15 protein-coding genes and 2 pseudogenes are annotated in these 19,584 nt (G+C 39.6%); 6 read left to right on the top strand and 11 right to left on the bottom strand.

All coding sequences use genetic code 11. The annotated features are described in order from the left end of the window. Window positions 1–111: 111 nt before the first annotated feature. A pseudogene (locus WBW42_RS11250) lies at window positions 112–1,257 on the bottom strand (TonB-dependent siderophore receptor); the annotation flags it as partial. A 516-nt stretch (window positions 1,258–1,773) separates the two neighbouring features. Between WBW42_RS11250 and WBW42_RS11245 the strand changes: the two are divergent. Both WBW42_RS11245 and chrA read left to right on the top strand, forming a co-directional pair. Then, window positions 1,774–3,060, top strand: a complete 1,287-nt coding sequence (locus WBW42_RS11245; protein WP_032057466.1) for an MFS transporter — start codon at window positions 1,774–1,776, stop codon at window positions 3,058–3,060. A gap of 183 nt (window positions 3,061–3,243) precedes the next feature. Next, window positions 3,244–4,590, top strand: a complete 1,347-nt coding sequence (chrA, locus tag WBW42_RS11240; RefSeq protein WP_032070421.1) for a chromate efflux transporter — start codon at window positions 3,244–3,246, stop codon at window positions 4,588–4,590. Between the two features lie 83 nt (window positions 4,591–4,673). On the opposite strand, the gene WBW42_RS11235 is transcribed toward chrA, so the two are convergent. Beyond that, window positions 4,674–5,282, bottom strand: a complete 609-nt coding sequence (locus WBW42_RS11235) for an FMN-dependent NADH-azoreductase (RefSeq protein WP_017399574.1) — start codon at window positions 5,280–5,282, stop codon at window positions 4,674–4,676. Window positions 5,283–5,377: 95 nt separating this feature from the next. Here WBW42_RS11235 and WBW42_RS11230 point away from each other — a divergent pair, with 95 nt between their 5' ends. After that, complete coding sequence (locus WBW42_RS11230; protein WP_005069321.1) at window positions 5,378–5,773, top strand: winged helix-turn-helix transcriptional regulator; 396 nt, start codon at window positions 5,378–5,380, stop codon at window positions 5,771–5,773. On the opposite strand, the gene WBW42_RS11225 is transcribed toward WBW42_RS11230, so the two are convergent. Further along, window positions 5,770–6,624, bottom strand: a complete 855-nt coding sequence (locus WBW42_RS11225) for a helix-turn-helix domain-containing protein (RefSeq protein WP_032057468.1) — start codon at window positions 6,622–6,624, stop codon at window positions 5,770–5,772. The two genes, WBW42_RS11230 and WBW42_RS11225, sit on opposite strands and share 4 nt — an antisense overlap. Before the next feature lie 166 nt (window positions 6,625–6,790). Here WBW42_RS11225 and WBW42_RS11220 point away from each other — a divergent pair, with 166 nt between their 5' ends. Then, complete coding sequence (locus tag WBW42_RS11220) at window positions 6,791–7,708, top strand: DMT family transporter (RefSeq protein WP_163114488.1); 918 nt, start codon at window positions 6,791–6,793, stop codon at window positions 7,706–7,708. A 33-nt stretch (window positions 7,709–7,741) separates the two neighbouring features. Here the strand turns inward: WBW42_RS11220 and WBW42_RS11215 are convergent. The 4 genes and pseudogenes from WBW42_RS11215 to WBW42_RS11200 form a co-directional block, all read right to left on the bottom strand. Next, window positions 7,742–8,750, bottom strand: a pseudogene (locus WBW42_RS11215) (homoserine dehydrogenase). A gap of 109 nt (window positions 8,751–8,859) precedes the next feature. Beyond that, window positions 8,860–9,651: a sulfite exporter TauE/SafE family protein gene (locus tag WBW42_RS11210; RefSeq protein WP_005076117.1), complete on the bottom strand. Its 792-nt coding sequence runs from the start codon at window positions 9,649–9,651 to the stop codon at window positions 8,860–8,862. Window positions 9,652–9,879: 228 nt separating this feature from the next. Beyond that, complete coding sequence (locus WBW42_RS11205; RefSeq protein ID WP_032057469.1) at window positions 9,880–11,535, bottom strand: bifunctional protein tyrosine phosphatase family protein/NAD(P)/FAD-dependent oxidoreductase; 1,656 nt, start codon at window positions 11,533–11,535, stop codon at window positions 9,880–9,882. 9 nt (window positions 11,536–11,544) lie between these two features. Next, window positions 11,545–12,240, bottom strand: coding sequence for an MBL fold metallo-hydrolase (locus tag WBW42_RS11200; RefSeq protein ID WP_032057470.1), 696 nt, complete (start codon window positions 12,238–12,240; stop codon window positions 11,545–11,547). Window positions 12,241–12,431: 191 nt separating this feature from the next. Here WBW42_RS11200 and WBW42_RS11195 point away from each other — a divergent pair, with 191 nt between their 5' ends. Both WBW42_RS11195 and WBW42_RS11190 read left to right on the top strand, forming a co-directional pair. Beyond that, window positions 12,432–13,703, top strand: coding sequence for a sigma-54 interaction domain-containing protein (locus WBW42_RS11195; protein ID WP_032057471.1), 1,272 nt, complete (start codon window positions 12,432–12,434; stop codon window positions 13,701–13,703). A 69-nt stretch (window positions 13,704–13,772) separates the two neighbouring features. Further along, window positions 13,773–14,684 carry a bestrophin family protein gene (locus WBW42_RS11190; RefSeq protein WP_000637008.1) on the top strand — a complete coding sequence of 304 codons (912 nt, stop codon included), beginning with the start codon at window positions 13,773–13,775 and terminating at the stop codon, window positions 14,682–14,684. A 50-nt stretch (window positions 14,685–14,734) separates the two neighbouring features. Here the strand turns inward: WBW42_RS11190 and WBW42_RS11185 are convergent, their stop codons facing one another. The 4 genes from WBW42_RS11185 to WBW42_RS11170 are packed head-to-tail and all read right to left on the bottom strand — an operon-like array spanning window position 14,735 to window position 19,584. Continuing rightward, window positions 14,735–15,793: a 2,3-butanediol dehydrogenase gene (locus tag WBW42_RS11185; protein ID WP_000642319.1), complete on the bottom strand. Its 1,059-nt coding sequence runs from the start codon at window positions 15,791–15,793 to the stop codon at window positions 14,735–14,737. A 29-nt stretch (window positions 15,794–15,822) separates the two neighbouring features. Next, window positions 15,823–16,608 carry an acetoin reductase gene (locus WBW42_RS11180; protein ID WP_032057475.1) on the bottom strand — a complete coding sequence of 262 codons (786 nt, stop codon included), beginning with the start codon at window positions 16,606–16,608 and terminating at the stop codon, window positions 15,823–15,825. A 26-nt stretch (window positions 16,609–16,634) separates the two neighbouring features. Beyond that, window positions 16,635–18,038, bottom strand: coding sequence for a dihydrolipoyl dehydrogenase (gene lpdA / locus WBW42_RS11175; RefSeq protein ID WP_032057476.1), 1,404 nt, complete (start codon window positions 18,036–18,038; stop codon window positions 16,635–16,637). A gap of 10 nt (window positions 18,039–18,048) precedes the next feature. Beyond that, the gene (locus WBW42_RS11170; RefSeq protein ID WP_032057477.1) at window positions 18,049–19,584 is read right to left on the bottom strand and encodes a dihydrolipoamide acetyltransferase family protein; all 1,536 of its coding nucleotides are present in this window, start codon (window positions 19,582–19,584) and stop codon (window positions 18,049–18,051) included.

Here is a 19,584-nt window from a genome sequence, read left to right as displayed (position 1 = left end):
TCTTCTTGGTCTACGTGCCATAAAATACTCCATATATTGATGTTTATAACATCATTTGGGGAGCAAAATATCACTTATAAGTGTTGTTCAAATTTCCTGATCCACCTCTAATTGACCATTTAACCCAGCAGCGAACTGGTTAGTAATACGTGTATCATCTGGGCTGCGGAAGTCATAAATGTCATAATTTCCGTGTTTATCAAAAGTATTGCCCAAACCAGAACAAATATCGTTATAACATCCCCATGGGAAAGCACTATTATCATCAATTACAACACGGCTTTGCGATGCACTTAAGCTACCACTCCATTGATCATTAAATGCATATTGATATTTCAAACTTGCATTTACACTGTTATTTACAACAGGTTTACTCCAAGACTGGTAACCCAATAAACGGTCTTGATCTACATTTGTTGGTACTTCTTGCCCATCAAGCAGTTGATAACCTGGTACTGAACGTTGACTTTGATGCTGAGCTTCAATATCAAACAATAATTTAGAACGCTCATTAATTTTCCAGTCTAAAGCAACTGAACCAAACTCTCGTTTACCATTTGCGTGATCAACATTTGGATGGATGCTTTCATGGGCTAAATTGATTCGATAACCAAAACTATCATTAATAAAGCCGCCAACATCTGTTGCCAGTGTATAGCCGCCTTCTGAATTTGCATCGACCGTAATAGTTTTAATATCGGCAGGTCTTTTGGTTACATAGTTAACCACACCACCCGGTGTCGACATTCCACTTTGAATAGCAGAAATGCCTTTTAAAATTTCAACTTGTTCTTTATTTTCTAAAGCCACATTTTGTTCGCCACGTATATTATGGCCATTAATGAGATAACTTGAGCCTAAATCAAGCGCAAAACCACGTGCTACAAAGTTTGGATAGTAGCCAATTGCAGCGTAACCATCCCCTAACGATGAATCATTTTTAATAACATCAGTTAAAGTTTTTGCGTGTTGGTCTGCTATGCGTTCAGATGTAATGGTGGTAATAGATGCAGGAACTTTCTTTACATCACCAGTTTGAAAACCAGATAAATTAACTTTTTTAGACGTATATAGTGCATCATGATTTTGTGTAGCGTTCACAGTAATGGTTGGGAGCTGCGAAACCTCCGCTTCATTTGCATAGACGACAGATGTTATGAGTACAATAGATGAAGCCAATGCTGTTTTAGAGCATGTCATGAAGTGAAGATTTAACGAACGTCTTTCCATTGAATAACTACCTGCCATACCGTGCATAATTCTAAAGCGCTAGAAATGAGTGCGGAGTCTATTTTTAGCCACGCAAGAATACAGCTACATATATTGAGAAACAATACATTCTGTACTTTTTCGATTAAGTGTATTTGATACAAATTTTATGAACTTATCATTATATAAATTTCATTTATTTTATTAGGAATTGACGCTATAACTTTTTAAGTATTACCAAATATTCAAAATAAACTTAAGCTCGAAATGAAACTTAAAAGGAGAAATAAAATAGAAAAGTACCGTTGTAAATTAGCTCACTGATTTTAAATAGAATTAATTATTAAGTTAAATGAAAGGAAGTGTTCGATCATTGGTAAAATTATCTTTAAATCGAACAAAAGGACGTAATCTTACTAGAAACGAATTTTAAAATTAGAAAAAATGAATGGTTAGGAATTTAAGGAAGTGCTCAGGATTGAGTGATATTTAAAGTTTCATTCTATTTTCTATCCAGCATATCTAAAAATTCCTCATTTTTGTCTGCAAAATGATGGAAGAAATATGACATACACTCAGGAAGAAAAACGTAGCAGAATACGTGGGATTGTAGGCGCAGCCTCTGGTAATTTAGTTGAATGGTTCGACTTTTATATCTATGCAGTATTTGCTGCCTACTTTACTCAAGCACTAACAGCACCTGATATGGATAGTACGACTAAATCTATCTATGTGTGGGGCGTATTCGCTGCAAGCTTTTTTATGCGTCCTATTGGTAGTTGGGTATTTGGACGAATTGCAGACCGGCATGGTCGAAAAAAGTCGATGGTCATCTCAATTTGTCTGATGGCTTTGAGTTCTTTTCTATTTGCAGCCCTACCTACTTATGACCAAGTTGGCTTATTTGCCCCTTTCCTTTTACTTGTAGTGCGCTTACTTCAAGGCTTATCGGTTGGTGGTGAATATGGTGCAGTAGCAACATATATGAGTGAATTAGGCTTAAAAGGCCAACGTGGTTTTTACTCGTCTTTCCAATATGTCACCCTCTCTGGTGGTCAATTACTTGCCAGCTTACTTGGTGTAATTTTATTAACGTTCTTAAGTGAACAACAATTACATGATGGTGGATGGCGTATTCCGTTTGTTATTGGTGGTATTGCAGCAATTTTTTCTTTGCTTGCACGTAGTCGCTTAGAAGAAACTCTTTCTCATCAAGATAGCGGACGAAAAGAGTCTGGTAGCTTAAGAGAACTCTTTAAGAAACATTGGAAAACCTTTTTATTAGTGGTTGGATACACTTCTGCTGGTTCATTAACGTTTTATGTAGAGACTGTTTATTCAAAAACCTATTTAACCAACTTAGGGATGGATGGAAAAACCGTTGGTTATATCATGACCTTTGCCCTATTTGTCTATATGTGTGCTCAACCTATATTTGGTGCAATTTCAGACCGTATTGGGCGACGCTCTTCAATGTTGGCATTTAGCTTATTGTCTGCGATTTTTATTTATCCCGTCATGGTGATCGGGATGCGTGCCTATATTGATTCGCCGATCATTATTGCCTTGCTACTTATTTTTATGATGATGTTACTCAGTTTCTATACATCTATCAGTGGTTTGGTAAAAGCTGAAATGTTCCCACCTCATGTGCGAGCTTTAGGTGTAGGTTTCTCTTATGCAGTAGGCAATGCGCTGTTTGGTGGTTCTGCACCTTCAGTTGCCTTACAATTCAAAGCTGCCGGAATTGAAAACACCTTCTTTATATATGTGATTGTCATGCTGATTATCTGCTTCTTATGTAGCCTTGCGCTTCCGAAAAAACCAGATTATTTAGAACATGATCATTAAAAAGTAAAAGATAGATATTCTTCTAGAGATTTTTTAGAAGAATATCTTTTTAAAATAATAAGAAAGTCATTTTTGTTCTGTATGCTATAGCTGCCTAGCACATCTAACTTATTCAATTAACTAAAAGTTACTAGTTTTTGATGTTCTTGATCCGTATGAATCAATTTTTTGATGGGATAAAAAATGGAAAACGAAAAATCCCCTTTACCTGAAAGTATTATTCAAGTCACCTTGTGGCAAGCCTTCTTATTTTGGCTTAAGCTCGGCTTTATTAGCTTTGGGGGGCCAGCTGGACAAATCGCTGTGATGCATCAGGAACTCGTTGAACAAAAGCGCTGGATATCCGAAAAAAGATTTTTGCATGCCTTGAACTACTGCATGTTGTTACCCGGCCCTGAAGCACAGCAATTAGCAACCTATATTGGTTGGCTCATGCATAGAACTGCTGGAGGATTAGTTGCAGGTATTCTATTTGTATTACCCTCCTTATTTATTTTAATTGGGCTGTCTTGGGTTTACATAAAATTTGGAGATGTTCCCGTTATTGCAGGTATCTTTTACGGAATTAAGCCTGCCGTTACCGCAATTGTTTTCCATGCAACATACCGTATAGGAAGCCGTTCGCTTAAAAATAAATTTTTATGGTTCGTCGCAATTGCTGCGTTTCTTGCCATTTTTGTCTTAAAGCTTCCTTTCCCGCTTATTGTGCTATCAGCTGGTATTGCTGGCTATTTAGCCAGTAAAAAGTACCCACAACTATTTTCCTCAGCAGCTGGTCATAAAGCCAGTCAAAAGGATTATGGTCCAGCATTTATTGATGATGAGACTCCAACACCAGAGCACGCTAAATTCCATTGGTTGCGTTTAGCTAAACTTATTTTTGTAGCAATCGCTTTATGGCTATTGCCAATTTTAGCTTTAGGCGCATATTTTGGATGGCATCATTCTTATACTCAAATGGCATGGTTCTTCACCAAGGCTGCTTTACTTACGTTTGGGGGGGCTTATGCGGTTTTACCTTATGTCTATCAAGGGGCTGTAAATCATTTTGGATGGCTTTCACCTACACAAATGATTGATGGTTTAGCTTTAGGTGAAACTACACCAGGTCCACTGATTATGGTAGTTGCCTTTGTTGGCTTTTTAGGAGGCGTTAATCATTCACTACTTGGCTCTGAGCATCTATTTTTTGCTGGAGCACTTGGTGCGGTCATTGTGACTTGGTTTACCTTTCTCTTTTCATTTGTCTTTATTTTTGCGGGTGCACCCATTATTGAATCTACACATAATGAAATTAAATTTACTGCGCCACTCACTGCAATTACCGCTGCTGTGGTCGGTGTAATTTTAAATCTCGCACTATTTTTTAGTTATCATGTGTTATGGCCACAAGGTTTTTCAGGGCATTTTGATATTGTTGCAGCCTTCATTACTGTTGCTGCATTTATTGCTTTATTCCGATTTAACATTAATGTGCTATATGTCATTTTTGCTTCGGCACTGGTTGGGCTCGCTGTCGCTTTCTTCTAATTATTTACTGATCCTATTGATTTCTTAAAATCAAAATTTCAATAAGGCCGAACAGTTTCTTTACTGTTCGGCTGTTTATATTTTTAACCTGCTAATTGTGCGATTTGTGCTGCTGCATTATCTAAGGCAGCTTGACGTGCTTCTGGGCCGAAAGCGATCCCTTCCGCGCGCACAAAAGTAATATCAGTCACACCAATAAAATTGAAAAACGCTTTGATATAAGTTTCTTGATAGTCTAAAGCTTCGGCTGGTGAACCTTCTGAGTACACACCGCCACGCGAAGAAGCAATAATCACACGTTTACCTTCTACTAAACCTTGAGGGCCGTTTTCCGTATAACGGAATGTTTTTCCAGCAACAGATAGACGGTCAAGCCACGCTTTTAACTGTGATGGAAAGCTAAAGTTGTACATTGGTGCGCCAATTACAACGATATCTGACGATAAGAACTCGTCCAAATATTGGGTGTTTCGTGCAACATGTTGCTGCGCTATTTCATTATTAGGTTCAACACCTTGCCATGCCAAAAACTCAGCATCAGACAAATGAGGAATTGGTTCTAAAGCAAAATCGTGATGAATAATTTCTGCATCAGGATAAGCTGCGCTGAGCTTTCCAATAACAGATGAGGTGAGTTGGCGGCTAACAGACTGCTCACCTAAAATACTTGTGTCAATTTGAAGTAGTTTCATCGTTTATACCTACAGTATAAAATTGTTACTTGAACTAATTATGTTACTACTATTATTCTGATGCACAAGAAGGCACATTTAGGGAACCAAGTAATATGACTGTAACCATACCTCACGATATCCAAAGTTCAGATTGTCAAAGAGTCAGTCAAGTGTTGGCTAGAGTTGGAGAGAAATGGAGTATACTCATTGTAATGACACTTGCATCACGTTCTCATCGCTTTTCTGAAATTAAAAGAAGTATCAATGGAATATCACAGCGTATGCTTACCTTATGTTTGCGTGGTTTAGAAAGAGATGGATTGGTTAAACGTACGGTTTATCCTGTAGTTCCACCTCATGTTGAATATGAATTAACTCCATTGGGCCATTCACTTACAGAACCTGTAATTGCTTTAGGCCAATGGGCTCAGCAGCATATTGCGGATATTGATGCGGCAAGAGCTGCGTTTGATGCAGCTCAAGATAAACCAATTACATTAGATACTTAACGTAACTGCGAAGGACTTATGCCATAAAATTGTTTAAAGCGATGACTTAAATGGCTTGCTGAACTAAACCCACATACTAGGGCAATATCTTGCAAAGAAAGCTGAGATGACTGAATTAGCCCTTTGGCCTTGGTTAAGCGTCTTTGCATGACATATTGGTGAGGTGCCATATTCATGGACTGTTTAAACATATGAGCAAAATGGTATTCGCTTAAATTCACAACATTCGCCAAATCAGACAAGGTAAGTGCTTGATCTAGATGCCCTTCAATCCAGTCCTGAATATATTTGAGTTTATGAGGAGCGAGCCCACCCTTGATAGTAGGTTGTTGCCATTGAACACTGCTATATCTTCGAATTAAATGGTTCAGCAATAAACTGGCAGTTGTACTCATTTGTAAATGGTTTGCTGAATCTTTCCAATCACAATCTAGCAAGAAAAACTGATAAAGCGCTCGAATCTTTTCGTCATCGTTAAAAACAACTTCGTTTAGTTCAATTTGATTAGGTTCTTTGTCCCATATTTTTTCGGCAACATCACGCAAATGTTGGTCGGTATAATACAAGTGAACGAATTTAAGCCCACCACGTATGTCCCAAGTCGACTCCTGATGCTCAGGCAATAAGCAAAAACGCCCCGGCCCACCGCCGTTTTTCCAGCCTGCAGGGGTTTTTTGATAGCTTTCATAGCCATCTTGAATATAGAGACTTAAAGTGTGGTGATCGCTACAGACACTTACACGATCTTTCTGATTAGACCAAAATGCAAGTTGCATATTCTCATCAAGCACCACAGTTTCGTGAAGCTTGGCTTTAGATTGCTGTAGCTGTTCTAAAGTTTGATAGGCCATGCAAAATTAAAACGAATATCATTGAGCTTAAGTTAACCATATTCAGCAAAATTCAGCTAGTTTAGATCTATAAAAAACGCAAGATCTTGCATGTGCAACACAAGAATATATACGTGAAAAATGAAGCATTCCTAGATACTTAAGCTTGGTAATCGAGGATGAAGTTATGAATATTTTACTCTATGTTGCGGTGGTGTTGATTTGGGGAACAACATGGATTGGAATTGCCGTTCAAAGCCACTATGCAACGCCCGTTGTCGCAATTTTATGGCGTTTTGCTATTTCAGCCTTATTACTGTGGGTTGTTTTACTATTTTCAGGAAAATTACAGCGGATTGCTTTAAAAGATCATTTGTTCTGTATGCTGCAAGGCCTTTGTGTTTTCGGCCTAAACTTTATTTGTTTTTATACCGCCGTTAAATATGTAAACAGTGGTTTAGAGTCTGTCATTTTTTCGATGGCTGTTTTCTTTAATGCTATTAATGCACTTATCTTTTTTAAGCAAAAACCATCGCCAAACTTTGCCCCAGCCGCAATTTTAGGGCTCATAGGTATTGTTTTACTGTTCTGGCATGACCTGATTAATAGTCAGTTTAATGCACAGTTATTGATGGGTATCGGTCTGTGTGCAGTAGGCACTTACGGTTTTTCTTTAGGGAACATGATTAGTGTTAGACACCAAAAACGTGGCCTAAATATTTTTTCAACAAATTGTTATGCCATGACTTATGGGGCATTGGTGATGTTAAGTCTAGCTTTATTTACTGGCCTAGATTTAATGCCTCCAATGAATTTCCCATTTTTAAGCTCGGTACTTTACTTGGCTGTATTTGGTACGGTTATTGGGTTCTCTGCTTACTTTTCTCTTGTTGGACGAATTGGCGCAGCCAAAGCAGCGTATAGCACATTGCTATTCCCTTTAGTTGCTCTAACAGTTTCTACATTCTTTGAAGGATATGTATGGACTATAAATGCTGTATTTGGAATTTTATTAATCTTACTTGGTAACTACTTAATGTTTAGTAAGTTAGAAATTGGAAAAAAGTTATTTAATAGTCAAAAAAATTGTGAGAAGCAGGCCTAAAAGCCTGCTTTTTTTATAAGTAATAATTCATCTCTAGCAGCCCGTTTTAAGCATCAACTCAAAATCTTTTAAAGCCGCGGCTGCTGTGGCTAAAGGCGCAGATGCCCCTCCACTGACAACAAATTCCCCCATTTCTTGCGTTAACGCCCGAATGCATTTATTGGAACCTTGCAGATGAGCAAAAGGATGATTTGCTGAAACTAATCTTAATTCAACACCGGTTTGAATTTGCTGATTCTTAATATGAATAAAACCGACCAGACGAGGAATTATATTTTCTTTTTTCCAATCACGAATATGATCGGCAGTCACATGACTAATTCCTTGTCTTGGAATATCTTGAATTTTTACATCAGCCCCCAAAACAGTATTGGCTAGTATCGTAATTTTGGCAGCAGTATCCCATCCATCTACATCGAAAGAGCTGTCAGGTTCTGCAATACCTTTTGCTTGAGCTTTTTCAAGAGATTCTGCAAACGCACATTCATGTTGCAACATATCATTCAAAATAAAATTCGTGGTGCCTGTAAACAAACACACCTTCTATTTCTAAAATTTGGCAGCCACCTAAGTTATATTCAAACAAATCAACAGTTGGTAAGGCAGCAGCTGTTGCACCGCTAAAAAATAGTTTTTTATTGTGCTGAGGTGCCAAGTTAACTAATTTTTTACCATCTACGACTAAAGCACCTTTAGATACCGCAATCGCATTCATGCTATGTGTTAAAGCATAATCTAAATAAAAGAGGCCTTTTCCACCTGTTACATAGTCACTTGGCCCTGTCTCAATAATGACATCTGCTTGAACCTGTTCTAAAAACTTCTGCTCAGTTAGGCCTGCTTGATATTGTGTTTTATCTAGCCACTTTGAAGCTTGTAAACCTTCTTGATCAATTAAGCCTGACGATGAGTTACAGACACCCACTAAACGGGCATCAATTTGATATTTTTGTTTATAGTAGGTCGTTCGATTTAAAAGGAGCTCTGCAATTTGTTGTCCAATCCGTCCAAAACCGCAAATTGCCAAGTTAACTCGCTTCATATCACTTTCTCAAAAATTTATATGGTTTAAATCAAATTTCCAAAGAGAATTTCAACATCTCGTCTTTGGAAAATTGCTAACTACAGAGATAGTTAAAATACTATATTACTTAGATATTTGTTAGATTAACTATCTTAATGACCATATAAATTGCGACAGCAAAAACCATTAAAGCAAAGACTTTTTGCACAATTGCAGACGGAATAAAACGAATAGCTCTGCGCCCTAATAACATACCAACTGCACATGCGAGCGCAAACGCACTAGTAATGCCTACTGGATAGTGAAAACCCTCTGCAATATGCATCACAATACTCACTCCACTAATGAGAAAAATAATCATAAGTGACGTTGCCACAATGCTATGCATATCCAAATTTGTGACTTTTCTAAGCGCTGGTACAATTACAAAGCCGCCACCAACCCCTAGCATGCCTGTTAAAAGCCCAGCAATAATTCCGATGCTGGCAAGAACGCTTCCCGTTTTAAAATTCCAGATAAAGCGCCCCGTACTTGGGTTAACCTGACACGGCGGGTTATGAAAGTCTGATACTCGGTTACTAATAAGTCGATAGCCCACTGTAAACATGACCAAGCTAAACATTAACATGAGCCAAATAGGTGAAATCGTGTTAGCTATTAAAATGCCGATATGTGCCATAGGAGCACCAATTAGGGCAATCCAGATTGCAGCGCGATAACGCACAATCTTTTTAAATAAGCCTTCAATGGTTCCTATGAGAGTAGATAGCGCAACCGCCAACAACCCAATCGGTGCAGCTTGCGCCACACTCCAGCCTTGACTGGTCATAAGCGCGGGTACAGCAAGAATACCCCCACCAGCACCAGTAAGACCAAGTAAAAAACCAATCACGATGCCTTCAACGACAAGTAATAACATATCAAAAGCCTAAAATTGCATATACATTATTTGCAGTAGACTGCTGGTTAATGAGTGAATAAATCTGCGAAGCTTTAGTCGCTTCTTAGAGTAAAGATTATTAATCTCTGCTTATCCTCTTCCGCTCAAACACAGCTTTCGCCTTGCGCTCGTACAAAGCGTTGCTTTGTTTAACCTCTTAACTCGAACATAGTTCTCGTCTTGCGCTCGTACAAAGCGTTGCTTTGCTTAACCTCGCTCAGGTTTGACCATCCACTCGCGGCCCTTGAGCATGCCTTGCCAATAAATCGGCGGTAAAATCTGCTCTTTAAGTAACCATGCCAAACGAGATGGCTTTTGCCCATCAATCACCCATTTCGGAAAGCTTGGGAGTAATTTGCCGCCGTAACCGAACTCAGCCAGAACGATTTTTCCACGTTCTACAGTAAGTGGACATGAGCCATAGCCGTTGTATTCACATAAATTTTGCTCACCGTTCAGTTGTGCGAGAACATTTACTGCAACGATAGGAGCTTGTGCTCGTGCCGCAGCAGCAGTTTTGGCATTAGGCGCATTCATCACATCACCTAAAGCAAAAATATTGGCATGCTGTGTATGTTGTAGGGTTTGAGGATTCACGCTCACCCAGCCTGCTTCATCAGTGAGTGTGCTGGCACGAATAAAGTCTGGGGCTTGTTGCGGTGGAACAACATGCAACATGTCGAAATCAGTCTCGACCAATGCTGCATTTTCATTGTTCACTACCTTAAACCATGCTTTTTTTGCAGGCCCATCTACTTTGACAAGTTGATGGTTAAAATGCAGTTCAGAGCCATATTTTTCGACATATTGCATTAGTGCAGGTACATATTCCTTCACACCAAATAAAACAGCGCCAGTGTTATAAAAATGGATAGAGATATCTTTGAGTTTGCCTTGTCTTAACCAGTAATCGGCTGAAAGGTACATCGCTTTTTGAGGAGCACCGGCACATTTAATCGGCATAGGCGGTTGGGTAAAGATTGCTTTTCCACCATTTAGCTGTTGCACCAATTCCCATGTATACGGCGCTAAATCATAACGATAGTTAGACGTCACCCCATTTTTCCCTAAGGTTTCGACTAAACCTTCAATTCCATGCCAATTCAGTTTTAAACCAGGACAGACGACCAAAGCTTTATATTGAATGGGTTGGCATCCTTCCAAAATAACTTGATTATGCTCAGGGTCGAATCCGGCAACAGCTGCTTTCATCCATTTCACTTTTGAAGGGATCACACTTGCCATTGACCGTGCGGTTACTTGTGGTTTGAAAATACCGCCACCAACCATGGTCCAGCCCGGTTGATAATAGTGGGTATCTGCCGGATCAATAATGACAATATCTAAATGAGGTTCCCGAGACAGTAAGCTTGATGCAACAGAAACTCCAGCTGCTCCAGCGCCCACAATCACAACGCTATAAGAAGGAATTGTCGCTGGTTCATGATCACGTTTTAAAATACGTGGCACCAAGCCTTTCAAATTAAACCCAAGCTTATTACCCGCTTCTACTAACAGCGCTGTATCTTTTGGCTCAACTTCAGCCAAAGCCCACAAACTGATTGCACGCATACCAGAGCGACAATATGCTAAAACGGGCTTCTGAGCATTCTGATAAAGCTGCTTAAACTCGGTAACTTGTTGATCGGTAATTTTGCCACTGGTCACAGGCTGATAGATTACGTTTAGGCTATGCCGCTGAGCTGCTTCTTCAATTTCAATCACATTGGGTTGATCTGCACCTTCTCCATCTGGTCGGTTACATATCAGAGTTTTTATTCCTTGGGCTGCAATTTTTGCAATATCGTTGGCAGTAATCTGGCCAGCAACATAAAAATCTTGATTAACTCGTTTAAGTTCCATATTGCCACCTTATAATTGTGAAATTGAGCCGCAAGCCTGATTGGCAGGAAGTGCTTTATCGATTTGTTTTGGGTATGGCAGATTTAAATTATTCATCAATTTAATAAAATCGTCTCTTGAACGATTCTGACCTAAACGTGAGTTATTTAAACGTTCATTGCCAATCGTTGAAGATAAACGACCTTTGTAGTCGTGTCCTGGATACACAATAGTCTCGTCAGGTAGGCTGAAAAGTTGCTTATGAATACTGTCATAAAGTGTGCCTGCATTACCTTGTTGGAAGTCAGTTCGACCGCACCCATCAATTAATAATGCATCACCAGTGAAAACAATGTTTTCAACCAAATAACTCGTACAAGCATTGGTATGACCTGGTGTATAACGTGCTTCAATACTGAGGTTGCCAACTTTAAGTATGCAACCATCTGTAATTAAAATATCTCCGCAACTTACATCTGAATTACGGTGTAAAACCGATTTGCAATCGAGACGTTCCCGAAGCAAATTCGCAGCGGTAATATGGTCTGCATGAACATGGGTATCTAAGGTATAGATGAGCGTAAATTGATGCTGCTCTAATTCTTTTGTATAAATCGCTATATCTGATGCGACTGGGTCAATTAAAACAACCTCTCGTGTTTCTTCACACCCAAGCATATATGTATAAGTCGAACTTTCTTTTTCAAAAAACTGCTTAAAGAACATGATTTATACCCCAATAATTTATTTCTTTCCTATATTTTGCAAATAAGATGCCAATTATTTAAAATTAAATAATAAATATAAGAATCAAACACTTAATATAAAAAATGAAATTAAAGTTAGAAAACAAACGCAGCTTGATGTTCCTATGAAACTCAAGTATGTTTCAATGAAACGATTGTGAAACATATGAAATGGCAAAGTTAAATTTTGAGTCAGAACAAGATTTTTTTATTTTATTTGAGCAATTAAAAGCTTTATTCCCAAATGCGAGTCTTTTTTTAGCAGATACAACGACTCAAGCAATTCACTATAAATTTAATACAGACGATATTTCTGTAGAGAGTATGGCAGCGCTTACTCAAGATCATCATAATCAGTATCTTGAAATCAATACTCCTAAAATGAGAAAGCGATTCATCTATCAGGAAAATGATATTTACATCGCAGAGCATCGCATTATCGGGAAATTGCATATTCTACAGCCCGTTAGCATAGAGAATGATATTGCTGATCAAGTAGAGCTAACAGAACAATTGCAAGACTTGGCTAAAGTTTTTAATAGTTGTTCACCAGAAATGACTCGCATGTTTTCAATTATTCAAAGAGTGGCAATTACTGAGTTTCCTGTGCTCGTCCGCGGCGAATCTGGTAGTGGTAAAGAACTTGTGGCACAAGCAATTCATGATTATAGCCAACGTAAAAATAAGATTTTTGTAGCGATTAACTGTGCAGCTTTAAATTCTAATATTTTAGAGAGTGAACTCTTTGGGCATGTGAAAGGTGCTTTTACGGGAGCAATTCGTGACCATAAAGGCGTTTTTGAACGTGCCGCAGGTGGAACACTGTTTCTAGATGAAATTGCCGAGATTCCTTTAGAGCTTCAAGCTAAATTATTACGGGTGTTAGAAACAGGTGAATTTACTCCTGTAGGTGGTGAAAAACCAATTCAAGCCAATGTCCGTATTATCACTGCAACGCATAAGGCGTTACGCGAAGAGGCTAAGGCTGGGCGTTTCCGTCATGATTTACTCTACCGTTTACGCGTAATTCCAATTTTTATACCACCACTCAGAGAGAGAAAAGTCGATATTCCTCTTATTGTCGATCAGATTTTAAAAGAAAGCTCCACTCAACTCGACACAATGCCTCGCCATGTTAATCAAAAAGCCATGCAAATTTTATTGAACTATGACTGGCCAGGAAATGTTCGTGAGCTTAAAAACACCCTTCTTTATGCTTTAACCATGGCAAATGGTAAAGATGAAATTGAAGTCGAAGACTTACCAAATGAACTCTTAAATGCGGAGGATTACGTTAAATTACCCGAGACAAATACAGAGCTTAGTCCAGAAAATGTACAAGCAGCTTTAGAAAAATATAACCATAACTTGAATATGGTCGCGAATATTTTTGGTATTAGCCGTACTACTCTTTGGCGATACAGACAAAAGCATAAGCTTTAGCTAGGTATTTAGCTCATCTAAGGCGTATCATATTGCACTTGGTTAGGTTCGTTAGTTCAAAGGCTTTATATGATTGTCCGTGATAAAAGCAATGTATTTAAATTATTATTTGCTTGGAAAGGAACAATTTTGCCGAAGGTTTTGCCTGCACTGAGTTTTGTTGTACTTATTTCAGCATGTGTGGTCTGGCTCTCTTATTATCATTGGATTCAAATTCCTACCGTACCCGCGATCGGATTTACCATCTTTGGTGTGATTCTTTCGATTTGTACGGGTTTTCGAAATAATGCGTGTTATGACCGTTGGTGGGAAGGCCGCAAGCTCTGGGGGGCTTTAATTGCCAATGCCAGACATATTGTCAGAGACAGCCATGTTTTATCTAATGAACAACGTGAACATTTAATCCATCAGGTCTTAATTTTTAGTAATTTATTGCGTGATCGTTTACGTCAACAAACAGTCGAACCCACAAAATTTCTTGAACATGCCTATTTAAATAACTCTTCACTTAATTATTTAAATGAGCATATTAATGCGCCGCAATTTGTACTCGAAAATATTCAAAAAGATTTAGTTAAAATACTCAAAGATGGTGAAATTAGTGACATTATCTATAGCACGCTAAATCGACATATTGTTGAGCTAGGTAATATCCAAGCAGGTTGTGACCGAATTGCTGGGACGCCTTTGCCCTACTCTTATTCAGTACTTTTGCACCGTGCCGTTTATTGTTTCTGTTTCATATTACCGTTTAGCCTTGAAGCAGCTTTAGGCATTTGGACACCACTTATTGTGGGTTTAATCGCTTATATGTTTTTAGGTTTAGATGCCCTAAGTGCTCAAATTGAAGAACCTTTCGGTTTGCAAGAAAATGATTTACCGCTCGATTCTATTGTGCGTTTGATTGAACGTGAGTCTCTAAGCTCTTTAGGGCAGCCATTACCCCCTATTATTGAAGCCAAAAACAACAATTTACTTTAATAAAAAAAAGAGCGAATCATCGCTCTTTTTTTATAGGCTTAAGTGTCTATTTATGGATGTACGATAATCTTAACGGCTGACTCATTGTTATGAATTAAGGTTTCAAAACCTTGTGAAATCAAATCATCAAGTTGAATACGCTGCGTAATAAAAGGTTCCAGATTTATTTTACCTTCTTCAACCAGTTTAATAGTTTCTTGATGGTCATTTACATAGGCAATTGTGCCTCGTACATCAAGCTCTTTCATTACTACACTATGCACATTAATTGATGCTGGATGGCTCCAAATCGAAACAATAACTATAACGCCTGTTGGTTTCACTGCCGCAACCAAAGTATCTAATACCTTGTTAACGCTACTACATTCAAATGCAACATCGACACCATCGCCATTAGTGATTTTCATGACCTCAGAAACAACATCAACTTCTGACGGGTCTAAAATATAATCTGCAACACCCGACTCTTTGGCTTTTTCTTTACGTTTTGCACTTAGCTCAGTAATGATGACCTTAAGCCCTTTCGCTTTTAAAATTGCCGAAAGCAATAGACCAATTGGGCCGGCTCCGCCAACCAGTGCAATGTCACCAGCCTTTGCACCACTGCGCACATAGGCATGATGACCTACCGATAACGGTTCAATTAAGGCCGCCTGATCCAGTGGAATTTTATTGGAAATTGGATGCACCCAACGGCGTTTAACTGCAATTTTCTCCGACAAACCACCACCACGCCCACCTAAACCAATAAAGTTCATATTTTTGGAAAGATGATAATTATCGCCCGGTCCGGTCGGTACATCATCGGCCACAATATAAGGCTCTACGACTACATGCTGACCAATTTCAATATCATCAACACCTTCACCAACTGCATAGACTACACCTGAAAATTCATGTCCCATGGTAATCGGCGCAGATTCACCTGAAATAGGATGTGGATGTCCACACGGTGGAATAAAAATTGGCCCTTCCATAAACTCATGCAAATCTGTACCACAGATTCCACACCAAGCTACCTTAATGCCTACAGTGCCGGGAGTCACTTCTGGTTCAGGGATATCTTCAATACGAATATCGCCTCTGTCATAAAAACGCGCTGCTTTCATTATTATCTCCCTCAAATCAGGATGTTGTTTTAGCGATAGACAATTCCGCCGTCTGTTAAAATGGATTGACCCGTAATATAGTCCGAATCTTCACTTGCCAGAAAAGCAACTAATGCTGCTACATCGTCTGGTGTTTGGGCTCTACCTAAAGCAATACCTTCCACATACTTTTTATAAGTTTCACCAATTGCGGCACTGGTAATTTCAGCAAAACGTTTATCGATTTCAACCCACATATCAGTTCCGACAATTCCGGGGCAATATCCATTTACCGTAATACCGTGACTGGCATATTCTTTTGCCGCAGCTTGGGTAAGTGCTCGTACCGCAAATTTGGTTGCCGAGTAAATACCGAGTAAAGCAAACCCATCGTGGCCTGCAATTGAACAAGCATTAATGATTTTTCCTTTATGTTGACGTTGCTTAAATTTTGCAGCAGCAGCCTGTATTCCCCACAGCACGCCGCCAATATTAATATCAACAATTTTTTGGAATTCATCAGGTGTGATATCCGCAATCGCTTGAACTTGTGCAATTCCAGCGTTATTAATCATGACATCAAACCCACCAAGTGTCTGCTCAGCATGATTTATAGCGGCATACACTTGCTCGCGGTCACTTACATTAGCAATAAATGTGCTCGCATTTACACCTAAAGCCTGAATTTCCTGCTGCACATCATTCAGTCGATCTTGTTTCATATCAACTAATGCAATATGTGCCCCTTCTTGCGCCAAGCGCAGGGCAATCCCACGGCCTATGCCTTGAGCTGCCCCAGTCACTAAAACGACTTTATTTTTTAATCCCTTAACCATGTTCAACTCCTGTAAATGTAGAATTTCTACATATGAATCGCTCGTTGCATTGAGGCCAAAATGGACTCATGCATAGCTTCTGATAAGGTTGGATGTGGGAAAATCACTTGAGCTAAACTTTCATCAGTTGCTTCTAGATATTTGGCAATCGCAAAGCCTTGGATATGTTCAGTCACTTCATGGCCTACCATATGTGCACCAAGTAATTCACCCGTTTCTGCATGTACCACCGTTTTAACGAAACCTGACGCATCTCCAATTGCTAAAGCTTTACCATTTGCAGTTAAAGAAAACTTACCAATACGTATAGGTAGATTCTTAGCTTTTGCTGCATTTTCCGTTAAACCAATACTCGCCACTTGTGGATGAGTAAAAATACAACCCGGAATCTGGCTACGATCAAGTGAATGTACGTTTGCTACGCCAGCAATTTTCTCGACACATATCATGCCTTCATGGCTTGCTTTATGGGCAAGACACGGTGCTCCAGCCACATCACCAATCGCATAAAGCCCTGCTACGTTGGTTTTACAATAGTCATCAATTGCCACAAAACCTTGTGGGTTGAGTTCTACACCTAAACGTTCAAGTCCTAGCCCCGTGGTATTCGGCTGTACACCAATTGCCGAAAGCACACGGTCAAAAACAAGCGTTTGAACGTGATTTGCCGTTTCAACCACACAGTGGACTTGACCATTTTCAATTTGAATACTTTGAACCACAGCATCGGTTAAGACTTTCATTCCTTTTTGTTCAAATTGCTTTCTGACAAATTGAGCAACTTCTGCATCTTCGGTTGGTAAAATTTGCTTGGCTAAATCAATAAGAGTGACCTGACACCCCAAGTCTTGATAAAGACTAGCAAACTCACTGCCAATCGCTCCCGAGCCCACAACCAGTAAACTTTTTGGTAATTGCTCTGGTACAAGCGCTTCTTTATAGCTCCACACATATGTTCCATCGACAGGAAGCTGAGGAACATGTCGAGCTTTAGCTCCAGTTGCCAAAATAATATGTGGCGCACTCAAAGCCTGACTTTTACCTTGAGCATCGGTCACTTCAATTTTTTCTTTAGCCGTAAGCTGAGCACGACCATTAAAAACAGTGACCTGATTCTTTTTCAGTAAGTAATCGATACCTTGTACTAATTGAGCTGACACTTGTCTGCTATGTTGCACAAGCTTTTGAATATCAAAATCGAGTTGAGATACCTGAAAACCAAACTGTCCTGCATGTTTAAACTGGGTTGCGAGCTCTGCACCTGCAAGCAAAGCTTTAGTTGGAATACAGCCCCAATTTAGACAAATTCCACCTAAATGTTGCTCTTCTACAATTGCGGTTTTTAACCCGAGCTGGGCTGCACGAATTGCAGCCACATACCCACCCGGTCCCGCGCCAATCACAATTAAATCAAATTGAGCTTCTGACATGCGGGTTCTCCTACACCAAAATTAAAGCAGGGTTTTCAACAAACTGCTTAAAGCTGGCCAAGAATTTCGCCCCAACTGCGCCATCAATGACACGGTGATCACATGACAACGTCGCTGTGACAATCTCACGAACCACTACATTGCCATTTTCAACAACAGCACGTGATTCAGAAGCACCTAATGCCATAATTGCACCTTGCGGTGGATTAATAATGGCGTCGAACTGCTTAATGCCTAACATTCCTAAATTTGAAATGCTAAAGCTGCCGCCCTGAAACTCTTCAGGTTGTAACTTGCCAGTCTTAGCACGGGTTGCCAAATCACGCATGTCATCAGAAATTTGTGCTAAAGACTTCTGATTTGCAGCTTTCACAATGGGTGTAATTAAACCGTTTGGAATCGCTACAGCCACCGAAATATCCGCTTGAGAGAACTGTAAAATTGATTGAGTCGCTTCATCAAATTGAACATTCACCTCAGGTACTTTAATTAGTGCCGCAGCAGCTGCTTTAATTAGCATGTCATTAATTGAAAGTTTCACTTGTGGAACAGCCTCATTAATCTGCTTACGTAGTTTTTGCAAAGCCTCTACGTTGAGATCGACCACCAAGCGGAAATGCGGTGCATTACGTTTTGCAGCCTGTAACCGTGAAGCAATCGCCTTACGCATACCATTCATCGCGACAGTAGTAACGGTCGATTGTGGTTGAGCTGCATATTGCACAGATTGTTCATTTACCGACGTTGGATTATTACGATAGTAAACCGCTTCAACATCTTCTTTACAGACACGGCCACGAGTACCTGAAACACGGCAGTCATTTAGGTTAATGCCCCATTTTTTTGCTAAACGGCGTGCTACAGGTGTCGCTAAAACTTGGCTATCATCGGCCATAGATTTAACTACTTTAGCTTGAGTTTGTTGCTTAACATCAGGCCACTGACCACCAGCAGCTTGCACAGCTTTTTGGATGTCTTGAACACTAATACGTCCTTCACGACCAGAACCTGTGACTTTTGCCAAGTTCACATTGTGCTTTTCTGCAAGCTTTAACGCATGCGGTGTTGTAAACAACTCATCAGATGCTTGATAGCCTTGTAATGACTCGGGTACAGCGTAGTCACCTTTAGCAGTCTTTACTGGAACTGGAGCACTTGCAGCTACAGACTGTGGTTGTTCTGCTTTTTCAGCAACAGGTGCAGATGTTTCTGCTTTACTTTGCTCCGAAGGTGCTTCAGGGGCTTTAGCTGCTGAACCACCTAGTGATGCAATAAACTGCTCAATTTCTGCATCAGAAACTTGGCTTTCAGCACATACGGCAATAAGACCACCAACAGGTAAAGTATCACCATCTTTCGCTAAAATTTTACGGAGAGTTCCCGCAAAAGGCGCTTCTAATACATTGACGATTTTTGTGGTTTCAATTTCACAAATCTCATCGCCCTTATTAAAGCTATCACCCTCTTTAATCAACCATTGGGCGATCGTGCCTTCTTCCATGGATAATCCCCATTTTGGGATCTCCAGCGTTTTAATTTCGCTCAT

The sequence above is a fragment of the Acinetobacter sp. LT1 genome (genome assembly GCF_059800965.1).
This window is presented reverse-complemented; position numbering and strand designations above follow the sequence as displayed.